The organism is Brevibacterium aurantiacum (assembly GCF_003932995.1).
Lineage (GTDB): Bacteria > Actinomycetota > Actinomycetes > Actinomycetales > Brevibacteriaceae > Brevibacterium > Brevibacterium aurantiacum.
In genome coordinates, this window is record NZ_CP025333.1 from 1,272,186 (window position 1) to 1,285,669 (window position 13,484).

Annotated in this window: 24 protein-coding genes; 23 read left to right on the forward strand and 1 reads right to left on the reverse strand. The window is 61.1% G+C overall.

Translation table 11 applies throughout. The features are described 5' to 3' along the window. Positions 1-3 precede the first annotated feature (3 nt). The 22 genes from rplC to map all read left to right on the forward strand — a co-directional run bounded on the left by rplC (position 4) and on the right by map (position 12,216). Positions 4-678 (forward strand): 50S ribosomal protein L3, encoded by a 675-nt coding sequence (gene rplC / locus CXR25_RS05855; RefSeq protein WP_069599775.1) that lies wholly within the window; start codon positions 4-6, stop codon positions 676-678. Between the two features lie 5 nt (positions 679-683). Continuing rightward, positions 684-1,337, forward strand: coding sequence for a 50S ribosomal protein L4 (gene rplD / locus CXR25_RS05860; protein WP_009883568.1), 654 nt, complete (start codon positions 684-686; stop codon positions 1,335-1,337). After that, positions 1,334-1,633, forward strand: a complete 300-nt coding sequence (gene rplW, locus CXR25_RS05865; protein WP_009883567.1) for a 50S ribosomal protein L23 — start codon at positions 1,334-1,336, stop codon at positions 1,631-1,633. Before rplD ends, rplW begins: the two co-directional genes overlap by 4 nt. Positions 1,634-1,663: 30 nt before the next feature. Then, positions 1,664-2,500, forward strand: coding sequence for a 50S ribosomal protein L2 (gene rplB, locus CXR25_RS05870; protein WP_009883566.1), 837 nt, complete (start codon positions 1,664-1,666; stop codon positions 2,498-2,500). Positions 2,501-2,515: 15 nt separating this feature from the next. After that, on the forward strand, positions 2,516-2,797 hold the full coding sequence (gene rpsS, locus CXR25_RS05875; protein ID WP_009883565.1) for a 30S ribosomal protein S19: 282 nt from the start codon (positions 2,516-2,518) through the stop codon (positions 2,795-2,797). Between the two features lie 42 nt (positions 2,798-2,839). Continuing rightward, positions 2,840-3,226 (forward strand): 50S ribosomal protein L22, encoded by a 387-nt coding sequence (rplV, locus tag CXR25_RS05880; protein WP_009883564.1) that lies wholly within the window; start codon positions 2,840-2,842, stop codon positions 3,224-3,226. Next, entirely contained in the window at positions 3,226-4,047 is an 822-nt protein-coding gene (rpsC, locus tag CXR25_RS05885; RefSeq protein ID WP_009883563.1) for a 30S ribosomal protein S3, read from the forward strand. The genes rplV and rpsC overlap by 1 nt, the downstream gene beginning before the upstream one ends. Before the next feature lie 3 nt (positions 4,048-4,050). Next, positions 4,051-4,467 (forward strand): 50S ribosomal protein L16, encoded by a 417-nt coding sequence (gene rplP / locus CXR25_RS05890; RefSeq protein WP_009883562.1) that lies wholly within the window; start codon positions 4,051-4,053, stop codon positions 4,465-4,467. 2 nt (positions 4,468-4,469) lie between these two features. Further along, positions 4,470-4,721: a 50S ribosomal protein L29 gene (rpmC, locus tag CXR25_RS05895; protein WP_009883561.1), complete on the forward strand. Its 252-nt coding sequence runs from the start codon at positions 4,470-4,472 to the stop codon at positions 4,719-4,721. Continuing rightward, entirely contained in the window at positions 4,721-5,008 is a 288-nt protein-coding gene (gene rpsQ / locus CXR25_RS05900; protein ID WP_009883560.1) for a 30S ribosomal protein S17, read from the forward strand. Before rpmC ends, rpsQ begins: the two co-directional genes overlap by 1 nt. 144 nt (positions 5,009-5,152) lie before the next feature. After that, complete coding sequence (rplN, locus tag CXR25_RS05905) at positions 5,153-5,521, forward strand: 50S ribosomal protein L14 (protein WP_009883559.1); 369 nt, start codon at positions 5,153-5,155, stop codon at positions 5,519-5,521. A 2-nt stretch (positions 5,522-5,523) separates the two neighbouring features. Next, positions 5,524-5,892, forward strand: a complete 369-nt coding sequence (gene rplX, locus CXR25_RS05910; protein ID WP_009883558.1) for a 50S ribosomal protein L24 — start codon at positions 5,524-5,526, stop codon at positions 5,890-5,892. Beyond that, positions 5,892-6,461, forward strand: coding sequence for a 50S ribosomal protein L5 (gene rplE, locus CXR25_RS05915; RefSeq protein WP_009883557.1), 570 nt, complete (start codon positions 5,892-5,894; stop codon positions 6,459-6,461). Before rplX ends, rplE begins: the two co-directional genes overlap by 1 nt. A gap of 69 nt (positions 6,462-6,530) precedes the next feature. Continuing rightward, a complete protein-coding gene (gene rpsH, locus CXR25_RS05920) occupies positions 6,531-6,929 on the forward strand; it encodes a 30S ribosomal protein S8 (RefSeq protein WP_009883556.1) in 399 nt (132 codons plus the stop codon). A gap of 16 nt (positions 6,930-6,945) precedes the next feature. Beyond that, positions 6,946-7,482 carry a 50S ribosomal protein L6 gene (rplF, locus tag CXR25_RS05925; protein ID WP_009883555.1) on the forward strand — a complete coding sequence of 179 codons (537 nt, stop codon included), beginning with the start codon at positions 6,946-6,948 and terminating at the stop codon, positions 7,480-7,482. A gap of 2 nt (positions 7,483-7,484) precedes the next feature. Then, a complete protein-coding gene (gene rplR / locus CXR25_RS05930) occupies positions 7,485-7,865 on the forward strand; it encodes a 50S ribosomal protein L18 (RefSeq protein WP_009883554.1) in 381 nt (126 codons plus the stop codon). Further along, on the forward strand, positions 7,862-8,554 hold the full coding sequence (gene rpsE / locus CXR25_RS05935; protein WP_069599776.1) for a 30S ribosomal protein S5: 693 nt from the start codon (positions 7,862-7,864) through the stop codon (positions 8,552-8,554). The genes rplR and rpsE overlap by 4 nt, the downstream gene beginning before the upstream one ends. Further along, positions 8,554-8,736, forward strand: a complete 183-nt coding sequence (gene rpmD / locus CXR25_RS05940) for a 50S ribosomal protein L30 (RefSeq protein ID WP_009884970.1) — start codon at positions 8,554-8,556, stop codon at positions 8,734-8,736. Before rpsE ends, rpmD begins: the two co-directional genes overlap by 1 nt. Before the next feature lies 1 nt (position 8,737). Then, a complete protein-coding gene (gene rplO / locus CXR25_RS05945; RefSeq protein WP_009884969.1) occupies positions 8,738-9,190 on the forward strand; it encodes a 50S ribosomal protein L15 in 453 nt (150 codons plus the stop codon). Between the two features lie 281 nt (positions 9,191-9,471). Beyond that, positions 9,472-10,773, forward strand: coding sequence for a preprotein translocase subunit SecY (gene secY / locus CXR25_RS05950; protein ID WP_009884968.1), 1,302 nt, complete (start codon positions 9,472-9,474; stop codon positions 10,771-10,773). A gap of 43 nt (positions 10,774-10,816) precedes the next feature. Further along, complete coding sequence (locus tag CXR25_RS05955; RefSeq protein WP_096161018.1) at positions 10,817-11,383, forward strand: adenylate kinase; 567 nt, start codon at positions 10,817-10,819, stop codon at positions 11,381-11,383. Then, the gene (map, locus tag CXR25_RS05960) at positions 11,380-12,216 is read left to right on the forward strand and encodes a type I methionyl aminopeptidase (RefSeq protein ID WP_009884966.1); all 837 of its coding nucleotides are present in this window, start codon (positions 11,380-11,382) and stop codon (positions 12,214-12,216) included. Before CXR25_RS05955 ends, map begins: the two co-directional genes overlap by 4 nt. 39 nt (positions 12,217-12,255) lie before the next feature. Here the strand turns inward: map and CXR25_RS05965 are convergent, their stop codons facing one another. Beyond that, positions 12,256-12,501, reverse strand: coding sequence for a hypothetical protein (locus CXR25_RS05965; protein WP_009884965.1), 246 nt, complete (start codon positions 12,499-12,501; stop codon positions 12,256-12,258). Positions 12,502-12,580: 79 nt separating this feature from the next. On the opposite strand from CXR25_RS05965, the gene CXR25_RS05970 reads away from it, so the two are divergent. Continuing rightward, entirely contained in the window at positions 12,581-13,465 is an 885-nt protein-coding gene (locus CXR25_RS05970; RefSeq protein WP_096178110.1) for a PaaX family transcriptional regulator, read from the forward strand. Positions 13,466-13,484 lie beyond the last annotated feature (19 nt).

Consider the following 13,484-nt stretch of genomic DNA (forward strand, 5'->3'; position numbering starts at 1 on the left):
AACATGGCGAACAATCGTTCATCAGCTCTCCCTACCACCCGCAAGGTCAAGGGCCTTCTGGGAACCAAGCTGGGCATGACCCAGGTTTGGGATGAGCAGAACAATCTCGTACCGGTGACCGTAGTGGCCGCCGGCAGCAACGTCGTGACGCAGGTCCGCAACGAGGAAACCGATGGTTACCCCGCAGTGCAGATCGCGTTCGGCGAGATCGATCCGCGTAAGGTCAACAAGCCGACCGCAGGCCACTTCGAGAAGGCCGGCGTGACCCCACGTCGTCACCTTGTCGAGCTGCGCACTGCAGACGCTGCTGACTACTCACTGGGCCAGGAGCTCGGAGTCGACACGTTCGACGCCGGGATCAAGGTCGATGTGACCGCAAAGACCAAGGGTAAGGGAACCGCCGGTGTCATGAAGCGTCATGGCTTCCATGGTGTCGGCGCCTCCCACGGACAGCACCGCAACCACCGCAAGCCGGGTTCGATCGGCGGAGCCGCGACCCCAGGTCGCGTGTTCAAGGGTATGCGCATGGCTGGCCGTATGGGTGCAGTCAAGCACACCACCCAGAACCTCACGATCCACGCCGTGGACACCGAGAACAACTTCCTGCTCATCAAGGGTGCCGTACCTGGTCCCAAGGGTGCAGTCGTTCTCGTTCGCTCGGCCGCTAAGGAGGGCTGAACGTAATGACTGATGTCAAGACAGTCGACGTCGTCGATGCCGCTGGTGCGAAGACCGGATCCGTTGAGCTGCCTGCCGAGATCTTCGGCGTGCAGACCAATGTGCCGTTGATTCACCAGGTTGTTGTCGCTCAGCTGGCAGCAGCCCGTCAGGGTACACACAAGACAAAGACCCGCTCCGAAGTACGCGGTGGCGGTCGCAAGCCCTACCGTCAGAAGGGAACCGGTAACGCCCGTCAGGGTTCGATCCGCGCTCCTCAGTACAACGGTGGTGGAGTCGTGCACGGGCCGGTTCCTCGCGATTACTCGCAGCGGACCCCCAAGAAGATGAAGGCAGCTGCTCTGCGCGGCGCGCTCTCAGATCGCGCACGTCTCGATCAGGTGTTCGTTGTGAAGAACCTGATCACCGGCGAAGCACCGTCGACCAAGCAGGCGAAGCTCGCCTTGGCTGGCCTCTCCGATCGCAAGAACACCCTCGTGGTGCTCGACCGTGACGATGAGCTCACCGAGCGCAGCGTTCGCAACCTGCCTCACGTTCACGTGCTCACCTCCGATCAGCTCAACACATACGATGTGCTGATCGCAGATGACATCGTGTTCACCGAGTCAGCGCTGGAGACGTTCCTGGGCGGATACCGCAAATCGGAGGACGCATCATGAGTCTGAACTTCAAGGACCCGCGCGACATCATCGTCGCTCCGGTCGTCTCGGAAAAGACCTACAGCCTGATGGACGAGGGTAAGTACACCTTCATCGTCGACCAGGGGTCGAACAAAACTGAGATCAAGAACGCCATTGAATCGATCTTCAATGTGCAGGTCGCCAAGGTCAACACCCTGAACCGTCAGGGAAAGCGCCGCCGCACTCGCACCGGTTGGGGAAAGCGCAAGGACACCAAGCGTGCCATTGTCGCCCTCAAGGACGGATCGATCGACATCTTCGGTGGATCGCTCTAAGCGATCCTTCGTAAAAGAAGGACAAGACTCATGGGAATCCGTAAGCACAAGCCGACGACCCCGGGCCGCCGTGGCTCATCGGTCGCCGACTTCGTCGAAGTGACCCGGTCTACACCGGAGAAGTCACTTCTGCGCCCACTGCCTAAGCGCGGTGGCCGCAACAGCCAGGGACGCGTGACCACTCGCCATCAGGGCGGCGGCCACAAGCGTCAGTACCGTGTCATCGACTTCCGCCGCCATGACAAAGATGGCGTACCGGCGAAGGTCGCACACATCGAATATGACCCGAACCGCACTGCGCGGATCGCTCTTCTGCACTATGCAGATGGCGAAAAGCGCTACATCCTCGCCCCGCAGAACCTCAAGCAGGGCGCACAAGTGGAAGCCGGTCTGGGTGCAGACATCAAGCCGGGCAACAACCTTGCCCTGCGCAATATCCCAGTCGGTACCGTTCTGCACGCAGTTGAAATGCGTCCAGGCGGCGGTGCCAAGATCGCTCGCTCTGCCGGTTCGTCCGTGCAGCTCGTTGCGAAGTACGGCCGGTTCGCTCAGCTGCGGATGCCTTCGGGCGAAATCCGCAACGTTGATGCGCGCTGCCGTGCGACGATCGGCGAGGTCGGCAATGCCGAGCAGTCGAACATCAGCTGGGGTAAAGCAGGCCGCATGCGTTGGAAGGGCAAGCGCCCATCCGTCCGTGGTGTCGTCATGAACCCGATCGATCACCCACATGGTGGTGGCGAGGGCCGTACTTCGGGTGGTCGTCACCCAGTCAGCCCGTGGGGTCAGTCAGAAGGCCGCACTCGCCGGCCGAACAAAGAGAGCGACAAGTACATCGTGCGCCGTCGCCGGACCGGCAAGAAGCGCTGATTGGAGTACTGACTTATGCCTCGTAGCCTCAAAAAGGGTCCTTTCGTCGATGAACACCTGTACCAGAAGGTGGCTCGTCAGAACGAGAAGAACTCTAAAAATGTAATTAAGACATGGTCTCGTCGCTCGATGATCATCCCGGATTTCCTGGGACACACCATCGCAGTACATGACGGACGCAAGCATGTTCCTGTCTTCATCACTGAAGCCATGGTCGGACACAAGCTTGGCGAGTTCGCACAGACACGGACGTTCCGTGGCCACGAAAAGGACGATCGCAAGGGTCGCCGCCGCTGACGCGGGGCACTCTTACGATCCTAGACAAGAGAGAAGGAAGCGATGGAAGCCAAGGCTAAGGCGCGTTACCTGCGCGTCACGCCTCGCAAGGCTCGGCGCGTCATCGACCTCATTCGTGGTCAGCAGGCGACCGAAGCACTTGCAGTGTTGAAGTTTGCAGAACAGTCGGCATCAGATCCGATTTACAAGCTCGTTGCCTCAGGTATCGCCAATGCGCGTACCCGGGCCGACGAGGAGGGCATTGCGTTCGACGAGAACGAACTGGTCATCTCCGAAGCATTCGTGGACGAGGGACCAACCATGAAGCGGTTCCGCCCGCGAGCTCAGGGTCGCGCTTTTCGCATTGAGAAGCGCACAAGCCACGTTTCAGTGGTCCTGGCCAGCGGTGACGACCTGCCTCAGCGCAAGAGCCGGAAGGGGAACCGTTAATGGGCCAGAAAATCAATCCGAACGGATTCCGACTCGGAATCACCACGGATCACAAGTCAAAGTGGTTTGCTGACTCGACTAAGCCGGGACAGCGCTACAGCGACTACGTGCTCGAAGATGTGAAGATCCGACAGATGATGACCAAGGGCCTTGAGCGCGCTGGCATCTCCAAGGTGAACATCGAACGCACACGTGACCGTGTCCGAGTCGACATCCACACTGCCCGCCCGGGCATTGTCATTGGACGTCGTGGAGCCGAAGCCGACCGCATCCGCGGCCAGCTCGAAAAGCTCACCGGCAAGCAGATTCAGCTCAATATCCTTGAGGTGAAGAACGCAGAGATCGACGCGCAGCTCGTGGCTCAGGGAGTTGCCGAGCAGCTCGCCAGCCGCGTGGCATTCCGCCGCGCTATGCGCAAGTCGATCCAGAGCGCCCAGCGCGCAGGTGCCAAGGGCATCCGCGTGCAGTGCTCCGGCCGCCTCGGCGGTGCTGAGATGAGCCGTTCCGAGTTCTACCGTGAAGGTCGTGTGCCTCTGCACACCCTCCGCGCGAACATCGATTACGGCTTCCACGAAGCACACACCACATTCGGGCGCATCGGCGTCAAGGTGTGGATCTACAAGGGCGATATGACCGACAAGGAGCTTGCTGCCGAGCAGGCTAAGGCTCCTGCAGCTCGTGGCCCCAAGGGCCGTGGGCGCGGCCGTGGAGGCCGTGGTCGTGGTCAGGAAGGCGCAGCAGCACCGCGCCGGAACGACGCAGCGCCGAAGACCGAGAACAACGCCGAAGCCCCCGCGGCTGAGGCCGGATCGGAGGGCTGACACATGCTGATCCCTCGTCGGGTTAAGTACCGCAAGCAGCACCACCCCAAGCGGGGCGGCGCAGCCAAGGGCGGCACCAAGGTGTCTTTCGGTGACTACGGCATCCAGGCCACTGAGCCTGCCTACATCACCAACCGGCAGATCGAAGCCGCACGTATTGCCATGACGCGCTACATCAAGCGTGGTGGCAAGGTGTGGATCAACATCTACCCAGATCGACCGCTGACGAAGAAGCCTGCCGAAACCCGCATGGGTTCCGGTAAGGGTTCGCCGGAGTGGTGGGTCGCCAATGTCAAGCCGGGTCGGGTCATGTTTGAACTCGCCGGTGTGTCCGAGGAAGTTGCTCGCGAGGCGCTGCGTCTCGCGATCCACAAGCTTCCGCTCAAGGCCCGTATCGTGGCCCGCGAAGGTGGTGAGTGAGTATGGCAATCGGTTCGAAGAACCTTTCCATGGACGCACTTGACGGTTATGACAACGAGCGTCTGCTCGAGGAGCTCAAGAAGGCCAAGGCCGAGCTGTTCAACCTGCGCTTCCAGTCGGCCACCGGCCAGCTGGAGAGCCACGGTCGTCTCAAGGCCGTGCGTCGCGACATCGCTCGTATCTACACCGTGCTCAATGAGCGGGAATTGGACATTCGTCCGAACCCTGCTGACGCTAAGGAAGAGGACAAGTGATGGCGGAGACCACCAAGCCCGAGGCAACGCCTGCGGACCGTAACTCCCGCAAGACTGCGCGTGGTTACGTTGTTTCCGACAAGATGGAGAAGACCATCGTCGTTGAGGTTGAGGAGCGCAAGACGCACCGCCTCTACGGCAAGGTCCTCCGCCAGTCGGTGAAGTACAAGGTTCACGATGAGGAGAACGCCGCTGGAATCGGCGACCTCGTCCTCGTGTCCGAAACGCGGCCGGTTTCGTCCGCGAAGCGCTGGCGGCTCGTCGAGATCATCGAACGCGCCAAGTAAGCCGACGCCACCCCTCCCACCCGGTCCCGCCCACGGTCTCCAGCAGATCGTGGGCGGCTACCGGGAACGGGGTGAAATGTCATTAATCCGTTCCGCAAGGCTCATCCAATCGTGTGAGAACCGGCGCGACGACAGGAGAAAATAGTGATTCAGCAAGAGTCGCGACTCAAGGTCGCCGACAACACTGGTGCCAAGCAGATCCTGGCAATCAGGATTCTGGGTGGTTCCGGTCGGCGTTATGCCTCGATCGGGGACACCATCGTGGCAACCGTCAAAGACGCAATTCCTGGTGGAAACGTGAAGAAGGGTGACGTCGTCAAGGCTGTCATCGTTCGCACCGCCAAGGAACGCCGTCGTCCCGATGGTTCGTACATCAAGTTCGATGAGAATGCAGCAGTCATTCTCAAGACTGATGGCGAACCACGCGGAACCCGTATCTTCGGGCCCGTGGGACGCGAATTGCGCGACAAGAAGTTCATGAAGATCGTCTCCCTGGCACCGGAGGTGTTGTGAGCATGGCGAACAAGCTCAAGATCAAGAAGGGCGACCTCGTCCAGGTGATTGCAGGCGCCCGTCAGTCACGGGGTGGCGATCGTGGGAAGCAGGGCAAGGTTCTTGCCGTGTACCCGGAACGCAACCGTGTCCTCGTTGAGGGCATCAACCGCGTGATCAAGCACAAGAAGGCAACGCAGACTCAGGCCGGCGGCACTGCCGGTGGCCGTGAGACTCACGAAGCCCCAATCCACGTGTCCAACGTGGCGCTCGTTGATCCCAAGGACAACAAGCCCACCCGCGTCGGATACCGCGAGGAAACCGTTGAACGCGATGGTCGCAACAAGACCGTTCGCGTCCGCGTCTCGCGTCGCACCGGGGAGGAGATCTGATGACGGAAACAACAACGAGCCGTCCAGCGCCACGCCTCAAGCAGGTTTACCGCGATGACATCGTGGCGAAGCTGCAGGACGAGTTCAACTACGCAAACCCCATGCAGGTTCCCGGACTGACCAAGGTCGTCGTGAACATGGGTGTGGGTGACGCAGCACGCGATTCGAAGCTGATCGAAGGCGCAATCAACGATTTGACTCTGATCACCGGTCAGAAGCCAATCGTGACTCGGGCGAGGAAGTCGATCGCCCAGTTCAAGTTGCGCGAAGGCCAGCCCATTGGAGCCCACGTCACCATGCGCGGCGCCCGTATGTGGGAATTCGTCGACCGTGTCATCTCTCTGGCTCTTCCGCGTATCCGCGACTTCCGCGGCCTCTCGGATCGTCAGTTCGACGGGAACGGTAACTACACCTTCGGTCTCACGGAACAGTCCATGTTCCACGAGATCGACCAGGACCGGATTGACCGTGTCCGAGGTATGGATATCACAGTTGTGACTACAGCGAGCACCGACGACGAGGGACGTGCTCTTCTGCGCCACCTCGGGTTCCCGTTCAAGACCAAATAATCGCTACGTCGCAGGTCCAAGCGCGCACTGCGCGGGCGGAAACCGTGACGAGGAAGGGCTAGAGCCCAAATGACAATGACTGATCCAGTCGCAGACATGTTGACACGTCTGCGTAACGCCAACTCGGCTTATCACGAGGACGTCAGCATGCCGTTCTCGAAGCTGAAATCCAACATCGCTGAGATCCTCAAGAGCGAGGGCTACATCACCGGTTGGAGCGTCGAAGACGCTCAGGTCGGTAAGACCCTGCTCATGGACCTCAAGTTCGGTCCTAACCGTGAGCGTTCGATCGCCGGCCTGCGCCGTGTGTCGAAGCCCGGACTGCGCGTCTACGCGAAGTCGACCAACTTGCCCAAGGTCCTCGGTGGACTCGGCATCGCCATCCTGTCGACATCGTCAGGTCTCCTGACCGATCGCCAGGCCGCCAAGAAGGGTGTGGGTGGGGAAGTCCTCGCCTACGTCTGGTAAGGAAGGAGAGAAGAATATGTCACGTATTGGCAAGAACCCGATCTCCGTCCCGAATGGCGTAGAGGTCAAGATCGACGGCCAGGATGTCGCCGTCAAGGGACCGAAGGGCGAACTGTCCGTCACCATCGCCGAGCCGATCACCGTATCGCTCGAAGACGGCGTCGTGACAGTGGCCCGTCCGAACGAAGAGCGCGAATCGCGTTCTCTGCACGGACTGTCCCGCACGATGATCAACAACATGATCGTCGGCGTGACCGATGGCTACTCGAAGGCTCTCGAGATCGTCGGCACCGGTTACCGCGTGCAGGCCAAGGGATCGAACCTCGAGTTCGCTCTGGGCTACAGCCACTCGATCACCGTCGAACCTGCTGAGGGAATCTCCTTCACGGTTGACGGACAGACCAAGCTGGCAGTTCACGGCATCGACAAGCAGCTGGTCGGAGAGACCGCTGCCAACATCCGTAAGCTGCGCAAGCCTGAGCCTTACAAGGGCAAGGGTGTGCGCTACGTCGGAGAAAATGTCCGTCGCAAGGTCGGAAAGGCTGGTAAGTAGAGATGGCCTTTGGCAAAAAGGAAAGCTACGGCAAGGGCAGGGCTGCGGCCCGCAAACGTCGTCACGCTCGTCTGCGCAAGCATGTCAGCGGTACGCCGGAACGTCCTCGCCTGTCAGTGACTCGCTCCACGCGCCACGTCTTTGTCCAGGTCATCGACGACACCGTCGGCAAGACCTTGGCATCGGCCTCCACCATGGAAGCCGACCTTCGCACACTCGAAGGTGACAAGACCGGCAAGGCCCACAAGGTCGGCGAACTGGTAGCCCAGCGCGCCAAGGAAGCCGGCATCGAAGCCGTCGTATTCGACCGTGGCGGCAACGCCTACCACGGCCGTGTGCAGGCAATCGCCGAAGGTGCACGTGAAGGAGGATTGGCCCTATGAGCACTGAAGAGAACAAGGAACAGCAGCCAGCTGCTGAAACCCGTACCGATAACAACAGTGATCGCTCCTCGCGTGGTCGCGGTCAAGGCGGTCAGGGTGGTCAGGGCGGCCAGGGTCGTGGACGCGGCGAAGGCCGTGGACGCGGCGGTCGCGGTGACCGCGAGGAGAAGAGCCAGTTCATCGAGCACGTCGTCACGATCAACCGCGTGTCGAAGGTCGTCAAGGGTGGACGTCGGTTCTCCTTCACCGCCCTCGTCGTCGTCGGTGACGGAGACGGCATGGTCGGAATGGGCTACGGCAAGGCGAAGGAAGTTCCTGCAGCCATTGCCAAGGGTGTCGAGGAGGCGAAGAAGAGCTTCTTCCGCGTCCCTCGCATCCAGAAGACCATTCCGCACCCGATCCAGGGCGAGACCGCTGCCGGTGTCGTCATGCTTCGACCTGCTGCTCCCGGTACCGGCGTCATCGCCGGTGGTCCGGTGCGTGCGGTCCTCGATGCTGCCGGCGTTCAGGACATCCTGTCCAAGTCGCTGGGATCAGCTAACGCAATCAACATCGTTCGCGCGGCGATCAAGGCTCTCCAGAGCCTCGAACGCCCAGAGCAGGTTGCGGCACGCCGTGGTCTGCCTGTGGACGAGGTCGCCCCTCACGCATTGCTGCGGGCGGCTGCTGAAGGCGAGAGGAAATCCTGATGGCAAAGCTCAAGGTAACCCAGCGCAAGTCCGATATCGGTGGCAAGCCGAACCAGCGCGCGTCGCTGCGTTCGCTTGGACTGAAGCGGATCGACGATGTGGTGGTGTGCGAAGATCGCCCCGAACTCCGGGGAATGATCAACGTCGTGCGTCACCTCGTGACTGTGGAAGAGGTGGATTGATATGTCGAACGATGACTCACTCAAGGTCCACGATCTCCGTCCTGCTCCCGGAGCGAAGACCTCCAAGACCCGCGTTGGTCGTGGTGAAGCTTCGAAGGGCAAGACAGCCGGACGCGGAACCAAGGGCACACGTGCCCGTTACCAGGTTCCTCACGGCTTCGAGGGTGGACAGACTCCGATGCACATGCGTCTGCCTAAGCTGCGTGGGTTCAAGAACCCCGCGAAGGTGACGTTCCAGGTTGTCAATCTTGACAAGCTGTCGGCCTTGTACCCAGAGGGCGGCGACGTCACAGTCGCCGACCTGGTGGCCAAGGGCGCCGTGCGTCCGAAGCAGCCAGTGAAGGTTCTGGGCACCGGTGAGATCACCGTGGCTCTGAACATCACTGCAGACAAGGTCTCGGGTTCAGCACTCGAAAAGATCAAGGCTGCAGGCGGAAGCGTCAGCGAAGCCTGAATGACTCCCGCACAGCGGGTCTGAGGATTTCTCAGGAAGGGGCGGTCACGCAAGTGACCGCCCCTTCGTCGTCCCTGTTTCACGGCTCTGAGGACCGTCACCACAACCGGTAGAAGTGGGTGAGGACACAGTCCCGCCGACAACGGGCCCTACCCGCGGCCCAACGGGCCTGTCGGTTTCAGCCTGACGGTCATACCCTGGTAGTCTTTTGCAGGTATTTGACTCGTTCGCCAGGTCGTATCTGCGACCCTGACTTTTTCATCCCCCAATGAGGAGGACGCTTGATCGGCGCAATTCGGAGGGCCTTCAGAACGCCCGACTTGAGGAACAAACTCCTCTTCACCCTGGGCATTCTTGTCATCTTCCGCCTCGGTTCGTTCATTCCCTCGCCGGGAATCGACTACACCCAGGTTCAGGAGTGCGTGGCATCCCCTCAGCTGAATGAGGGCGGGTTCGCAATGATCAACCTGTTCAGCGGCGGCGCACTGCTGCAGCTGTCGATCTTCGCTCTGGGCATCATGCCCTACATCACCGCCAGCATCATCGTCCAGCTCCTGCGCGTGGTCATTCCGCGTTTCGAGTCCCTCCACAAGGAGGGCGCCTCAGGTCAGGCCAAGCTCACTCAGTACACGCGCTACCTCACCATCGGTCTCGCCGTGCTCAACGCCACCACACTGGTTGCGACCGTGCGCTCCGGTGCCCTCTTCGGCCGGATCGAAGGCTGCACCGACCTCATCACCAATGACACCTGGTGGGGCATCTCCGTCCTCGTCGTCACTTTGGTGGCAGGCACCGGCCTCATCATGTGGCTCGGCGAGCAGATCACCGAGCACGGTGTCGGCAACGGTATGTCGCTGCTCATCTTCACCTCCGTGGCATCGGCGTTCCCCTCCTCGCTGGGAGCCATCTTCCGCGAGCAGGGTGTCGACATCTTCCTCATCGTCATCGCAGTCGGACTCGTGCTCGTGGCACTCGTCGTCTTCGTCGAGCAGTCCCAGCGACGCATTCCGGTCCAGTACGCCAAGCGCATGGTCGGACGCCGGATGTTCGGCGGAACTTCGACCTACATCCCGATCAAGGTCAACATGGCCGGCGTGATCCCCGTGATCTTCGCATCCTCGGTTCTCTACCTGCCCAGCCTGATCTCGCAGTTCTTCGATCCGGAGAGCAAGTGGGTGGAGTGGATCAACACCTACTTCACACGCGGGGACCACCCGATCTACATCGCCACCTACGCACTGCTGACGATCTTCTTCGCATACTTCTACGTCGCGATCACCTTCAACCCGGAGGAAGTCGCGGACAACATGAAGAAGTACGGCGGCTTCGTCCCCGGCATTCGTGCCGGACGACCCACAGCCGACTACCTGAGCTTCGTGCTCAGTCGTATCAACTTCCCGGGCTCGCTCTACCTGGCCTTCATCGCGCTGATCCCACTGATCGCGCTCGTGCTCATCAACGCGAACCAGAACTTCCCGTTCGGCGGCACCTCGCTGCTGATTGTGGTGGGAGTCGGCCTCGAGACCGTCAAGCAGATCGACGCACAGATGCAGCAGCGTCATTACGAGGGCCTGCTGCGCTGACCGTTCCCGACCCGCGGAAATCCATTGGAAGGACACACACCTTATGAGCTCACGCATCATCCTGATCGGCCCTCCCGGCGCCGGCAAAGGCACCCAGGCCGCGCGCCTGTCTGAGGCGCTGAACGTCCCGGCCATCTCGACCGGCGACATCTTCCGTGCCAACGTGAAGGGCGAGACCGAACTCGGCAACCTTGCCAAGCGCTACATGGACGCCGGAGAGTACGTTCCCGACGAGGTGACGAACTCCATGGTCGCTGATCGTCTGGGCCAGGACGACGCTGCCGAGGGATTCCTCCTCGACGGCTACCCGCGTACCAGCGCACAGGTCGACGAACTCGATCGGATCCTCGCTGCTGAGGGCCACGAGATCGAACAGGTCGTCGAACTCACTGCAGACGTCGACGAGGTTGTCGCTCGTCTGCTGGCGCGTGCACAGACCGAGGGCCGCAGTGACGACAGCGAGGATGTCATCCGTCACCGTCTCGACGTCTACGCCGAGCAGACGCAGCCGCTGACCGACATCTACCGCGAACGCGGTCTGCTGCGCCAAGTGGACGGCCTCGGCGAAGTCGCCGAGATCACCGACCGGATCCTCGACTCCATTCGATGATCTTCGGTCCCCGGATCGAGCTGAAGTCACCCGAGCAGCTGGTCACGATGCGCCGGGCCGGTCTGCTCACGAGCGCAGTGCTCAAAGCCGCCCGTGAGGCGGCTGTGCCAGGCGCAACCACCGCCGAGGTGGACGCGGCTGCCGAGGCTGTCATCACCGAGGCCGGGGCCCAGTCCAACTTCAAGGGTTACCAGGGTTTCCCCGCCGTCGTGTGCATCTCCGTCAATGAGGAGATCGTGCACGGCATCCCTGGGGACAAGGTCCTCAAGGCCGGGGATCTCGTGTCGATCGACGGCGGAGCCATCGTCGACGGTTTCCATGGGGATTCGGCATTCACCATGATCGTCGGCGGCGACTCCGCCGGCTCGAGCGCCGATATCGCGCTGTCGCGGGCGACGGAGAAGGCGATGTGGGTCGGCATCGCCGCGTTCGCCGCCGGAAACAAAGTCAGCGACATCGGTGACGCAATCGACGATCATGTCTCAAGCGAGGCTCCTGAACTCGGGCTGGTGGAGGAATTCACCGGCCACGGCATCGGCACTGCCATGCACATGCCGCCCGAGGTGCTGAACTATCGTGCGAAGTCGAACGGACCGAAGATCAAATCCGGAATGTGTCTGGCAATCGAGCCGATGCTCACAGCCGGCAGCAGCGAGACCATCACCCTGGCAGACGACTGGACCGTCGTGACAGAGGATGGTTCGCGTGCGAGCCATTGGGAGCACAGCGTCGCCAAGCATGATGGGGGAGTCTGGGTACTCACTGCTGAGGATGGGGGAGTGGCGGGACTGGCACCGTTCGGAATCACACCAGTCCCTCCGGCAGGCTCCTGAGTCCGAAGAACGACCAGGCAGCCGTGCCGATGGTTCGGTTCACGGTTGTGGAGTTCGCTGCGTTCGTTTGAGATCGTTCGTCGTGACGATATGTATGATGACGAACAGTGCCGAACCTGACATGAGGCTCAGCGCGAACATCCACGCTGCAGTGACCTGAATGTCGAAACCTGCGATCATGAAGGCCACAAAGGTGATGAACGCTGTGATCGATGCGGTCAGGACCGCGGTGGTCCGTGCCCTCTGAAATACTCGTAGATTCGTTTCGTATGCCTCGTCGTCCATGACGCTGCTCCTTGTGTTCGGGGCCGATTTCAGCGGCCGTCTCAACACTATCGTTGTGATTTCACGTTAGGATCTGGTCATGACGGGTGTCCACGATCACACGAAACGTTCGGCAGATGTGGGCGATCGGTATCGCCTGACCAGGATCGCCTTTGACGTCATCTCTGCTTTCGGCTGTCTCCGCGCGCAGGGACTTCCGGGTCCTGTCATCGTCGGGATCCTCGATGAACACGGCTATTCGTCCTCAAGCGTGCACAATCAGCTGGTGAGGATGGTCCACCGGAGCATTCTGACCAGTGAAAAGGTCGGTCGGGTGACGGTCTACCGGTTAGGCGAACGCATTCTCTCCGGATTCATGGACATCGCGGGTGACCGGGAGGCGCCGACGTTCGATGGCTGTTTCCATTCTGCCCTGTACTCGATTCCAGAGACCTCGCGGATGCTGCGCGACCGGTTCCAATATGTGGCCAGGATGCTCGGATATCGGCAGCTGCGCCCGGGCCTCCTGCTGTCCTTCGCCGATCTCTCTTATGAGCTCTCCGCGCAGCTGCCCGAGGTCGCCGAGCCGGGGTGGTGCGAATTTGCGACGATACGGCCCGAGAGCCAGGAGACAGCCGTACGAATGACCTCGCGGGCCTTCGACCTGGAGGCGGCGTCTCTGCAGCTGCCACGCCTCGAGGATGCTCTTGCCGCCTTGAGCCTGAACGACAGACAGCCGGGAGCCGGACATCCGGACATGTCGCTGGTGAAGTTCTTCGACATCTACTTTCAGGTCGCCCAGGCGGTCATGTCCCATCCGATACTTCCGCCCGCGCTGGTGGGACCGGATCAGCCGGCTCTGCGTTTTCGCACGCTGATGGACCGGTGCAATCTGGAGTACTACCTGAGGTTCGATCAGCAGCTGTTGGAGCGCGCAGACGCCAGTTCGGCCTTCGACCTCATCGAATGGCTGCCGAACAGATAAGACAAGCTGGCAGACGCCG

What these genes read in the sequence shown, in the direction of transcription:
- rplC (WP_069599775.1), top strand. Translation starts at nt 4, where the DNA reads ATGGCGAACAATCGTTCATCAGCTCTCCCTACCACCCGCAAGGTCAAG.
- rplD (WP_009883568.1), top strand. Translation starts at nt 684, where the DNA reads ATGACTGATGTCAAGACAGTCGACGTCGTCGATGCCGCTGGTGCGAAG.
- rplW (WP_009883567.1), top strand. Translation starts at nt 1,334, where the DNA reads ATGAGTCTGAACTTCAAGGACCCGCGCGACATCATCGTCGCTCCGGTC.
- rplB (WP_009883566.1), top strand. Translation starts at nt 1,664, where the DNA reads ATGGGAATCCGTAAGCACAAGCCGACGACCCCGGGCCGCCGTGGCTCA.
- rpsS (WP_009883565.1), top strand. Translation starts at nt 2,516, where the DNA reads ATGCCTCGTAGCCTCAAAAAGGGTCCTTTCGTCGATGAACACCTGTAC.
- rplV (WP_009883564.1), top strand. Translation starts at nt 2,840, where the DNA reads ATGGAAGCCAAGGCTAAGGCGCGTTACCTGCGCGTCACGCCTCGCAAG.
- rpsC (WP_009883563.1), top strand. Translation starts at nt 3,226, where the DNA reads ATGGGCCAGAAAATCAATCCGAACGGATTCCGACTCGGAATCACCACG.
- rplP (WP_009883562.1), top strand. Translation starts at nt 4,051, where the DNA reads ATGCTGATCCCTCGTCGGGTTAAGTACCGCAAGCAGCACCACCCCAAG.
- rpmC (WP_009883561.1), top strand. Translation starts at nt 4,470, where the DNA reads ATGGCAATCGGTTCGAAGAACCTTTCCATGGACGCACTTGACGGTTAT.
- rpsQ (WP_009883560.1), top strand. Translation starts at nt 4,721, where the DNA reads ATGGCGGAGACCACCAAGCCCGAGGCAACGCCTGCGGACCGTAACTCC.
- rplX (WP_009883558.1), top strand. Translation starts at nt 5,524, where the DNA reads ATGGCGAACAAGCTCAAGATCAAGAAGGGCGACCTCGTCCAGGTGATT.
- rplE (WP_009883557.1), top strand. Translation starts at nt 5,892, where the DNA reads ATGACGGAAACAACAACGAGCCGTCCAGCGCCACGCCTCAAGCAGGTT.
- rpsH (WP_009883556.1), top strand. Translation starts at nt 6,531, where the DNA reads ATGACAATGACTGATCCAGTCGCAGACATGTTGACACGTCTGCGTAAC.
- rplF (WP_009883555.1), top strand. Translation starts at nt 6,946, where the DNA reads ATGTCACGTATTGGCAAGAACCCGATCTCCGTCCCGAATGGCGTAGAG.
- rplR (WP_009883554.1), top strand. Translation starts at nt 7,485, where the DNA reads ATGGCCTTTGGCAAAAAGGAAAGCTACGGCAAGGGCAGGGCTGCGGCC.
- rpsE (WP_069599776.1), top strand. Translation starts at nt 7,862, where the DNA reads ATGAGCACTGAAGAGAACAAGGAACAGCAGCCAGCTGCTGAAACCCGT.
- rpmD (WP_009884970.1), top strand. Translation starts at nt 8,554, where the DNA reads ATGGCAAAGCTCAAGGTAACCCAGCGCAAGTCCGATATCGGTGGCAAG.
- rplO (WP_009884969.1), top strand. Translation starts at nt 8,738, where the DNA reads ATGTCGAACGATGACTCACTCAAGGTCCACGATCTCCGTCCTGCTCCC.
- CXR25_RS05955 (WP_096161018.1), top strand. Translation starts at nt 10,817, where the DNA reads ATGAGCTCACGCATCATCCTGATCGGCCCTCCCGGCGCCGGCAAAGGC.
- map (WP_009884966.1), top strand. Translation starts at nt 11,380, where the DNA reads ATGATCTTCGGTCCCCGGATCGAGCTGAAGTCACCCGAGCAGCTGGTC.
- CXR25_RS05965 (WP_009884965.1), bottom strand. Translation starts at nt 12,501, where the DNA reads ATGGACGACGAGGCATACGAAACGAATCTACGAGTATTTCAGAGGGCA.
- CXR25_RS05970 (WP_096178110.1), top strand. Translation starts at nt 12,581, where the DNA reads ATGACGGGTGTCCACGATCACACGAAACGTTCGGCAGATGTGGGCGAT.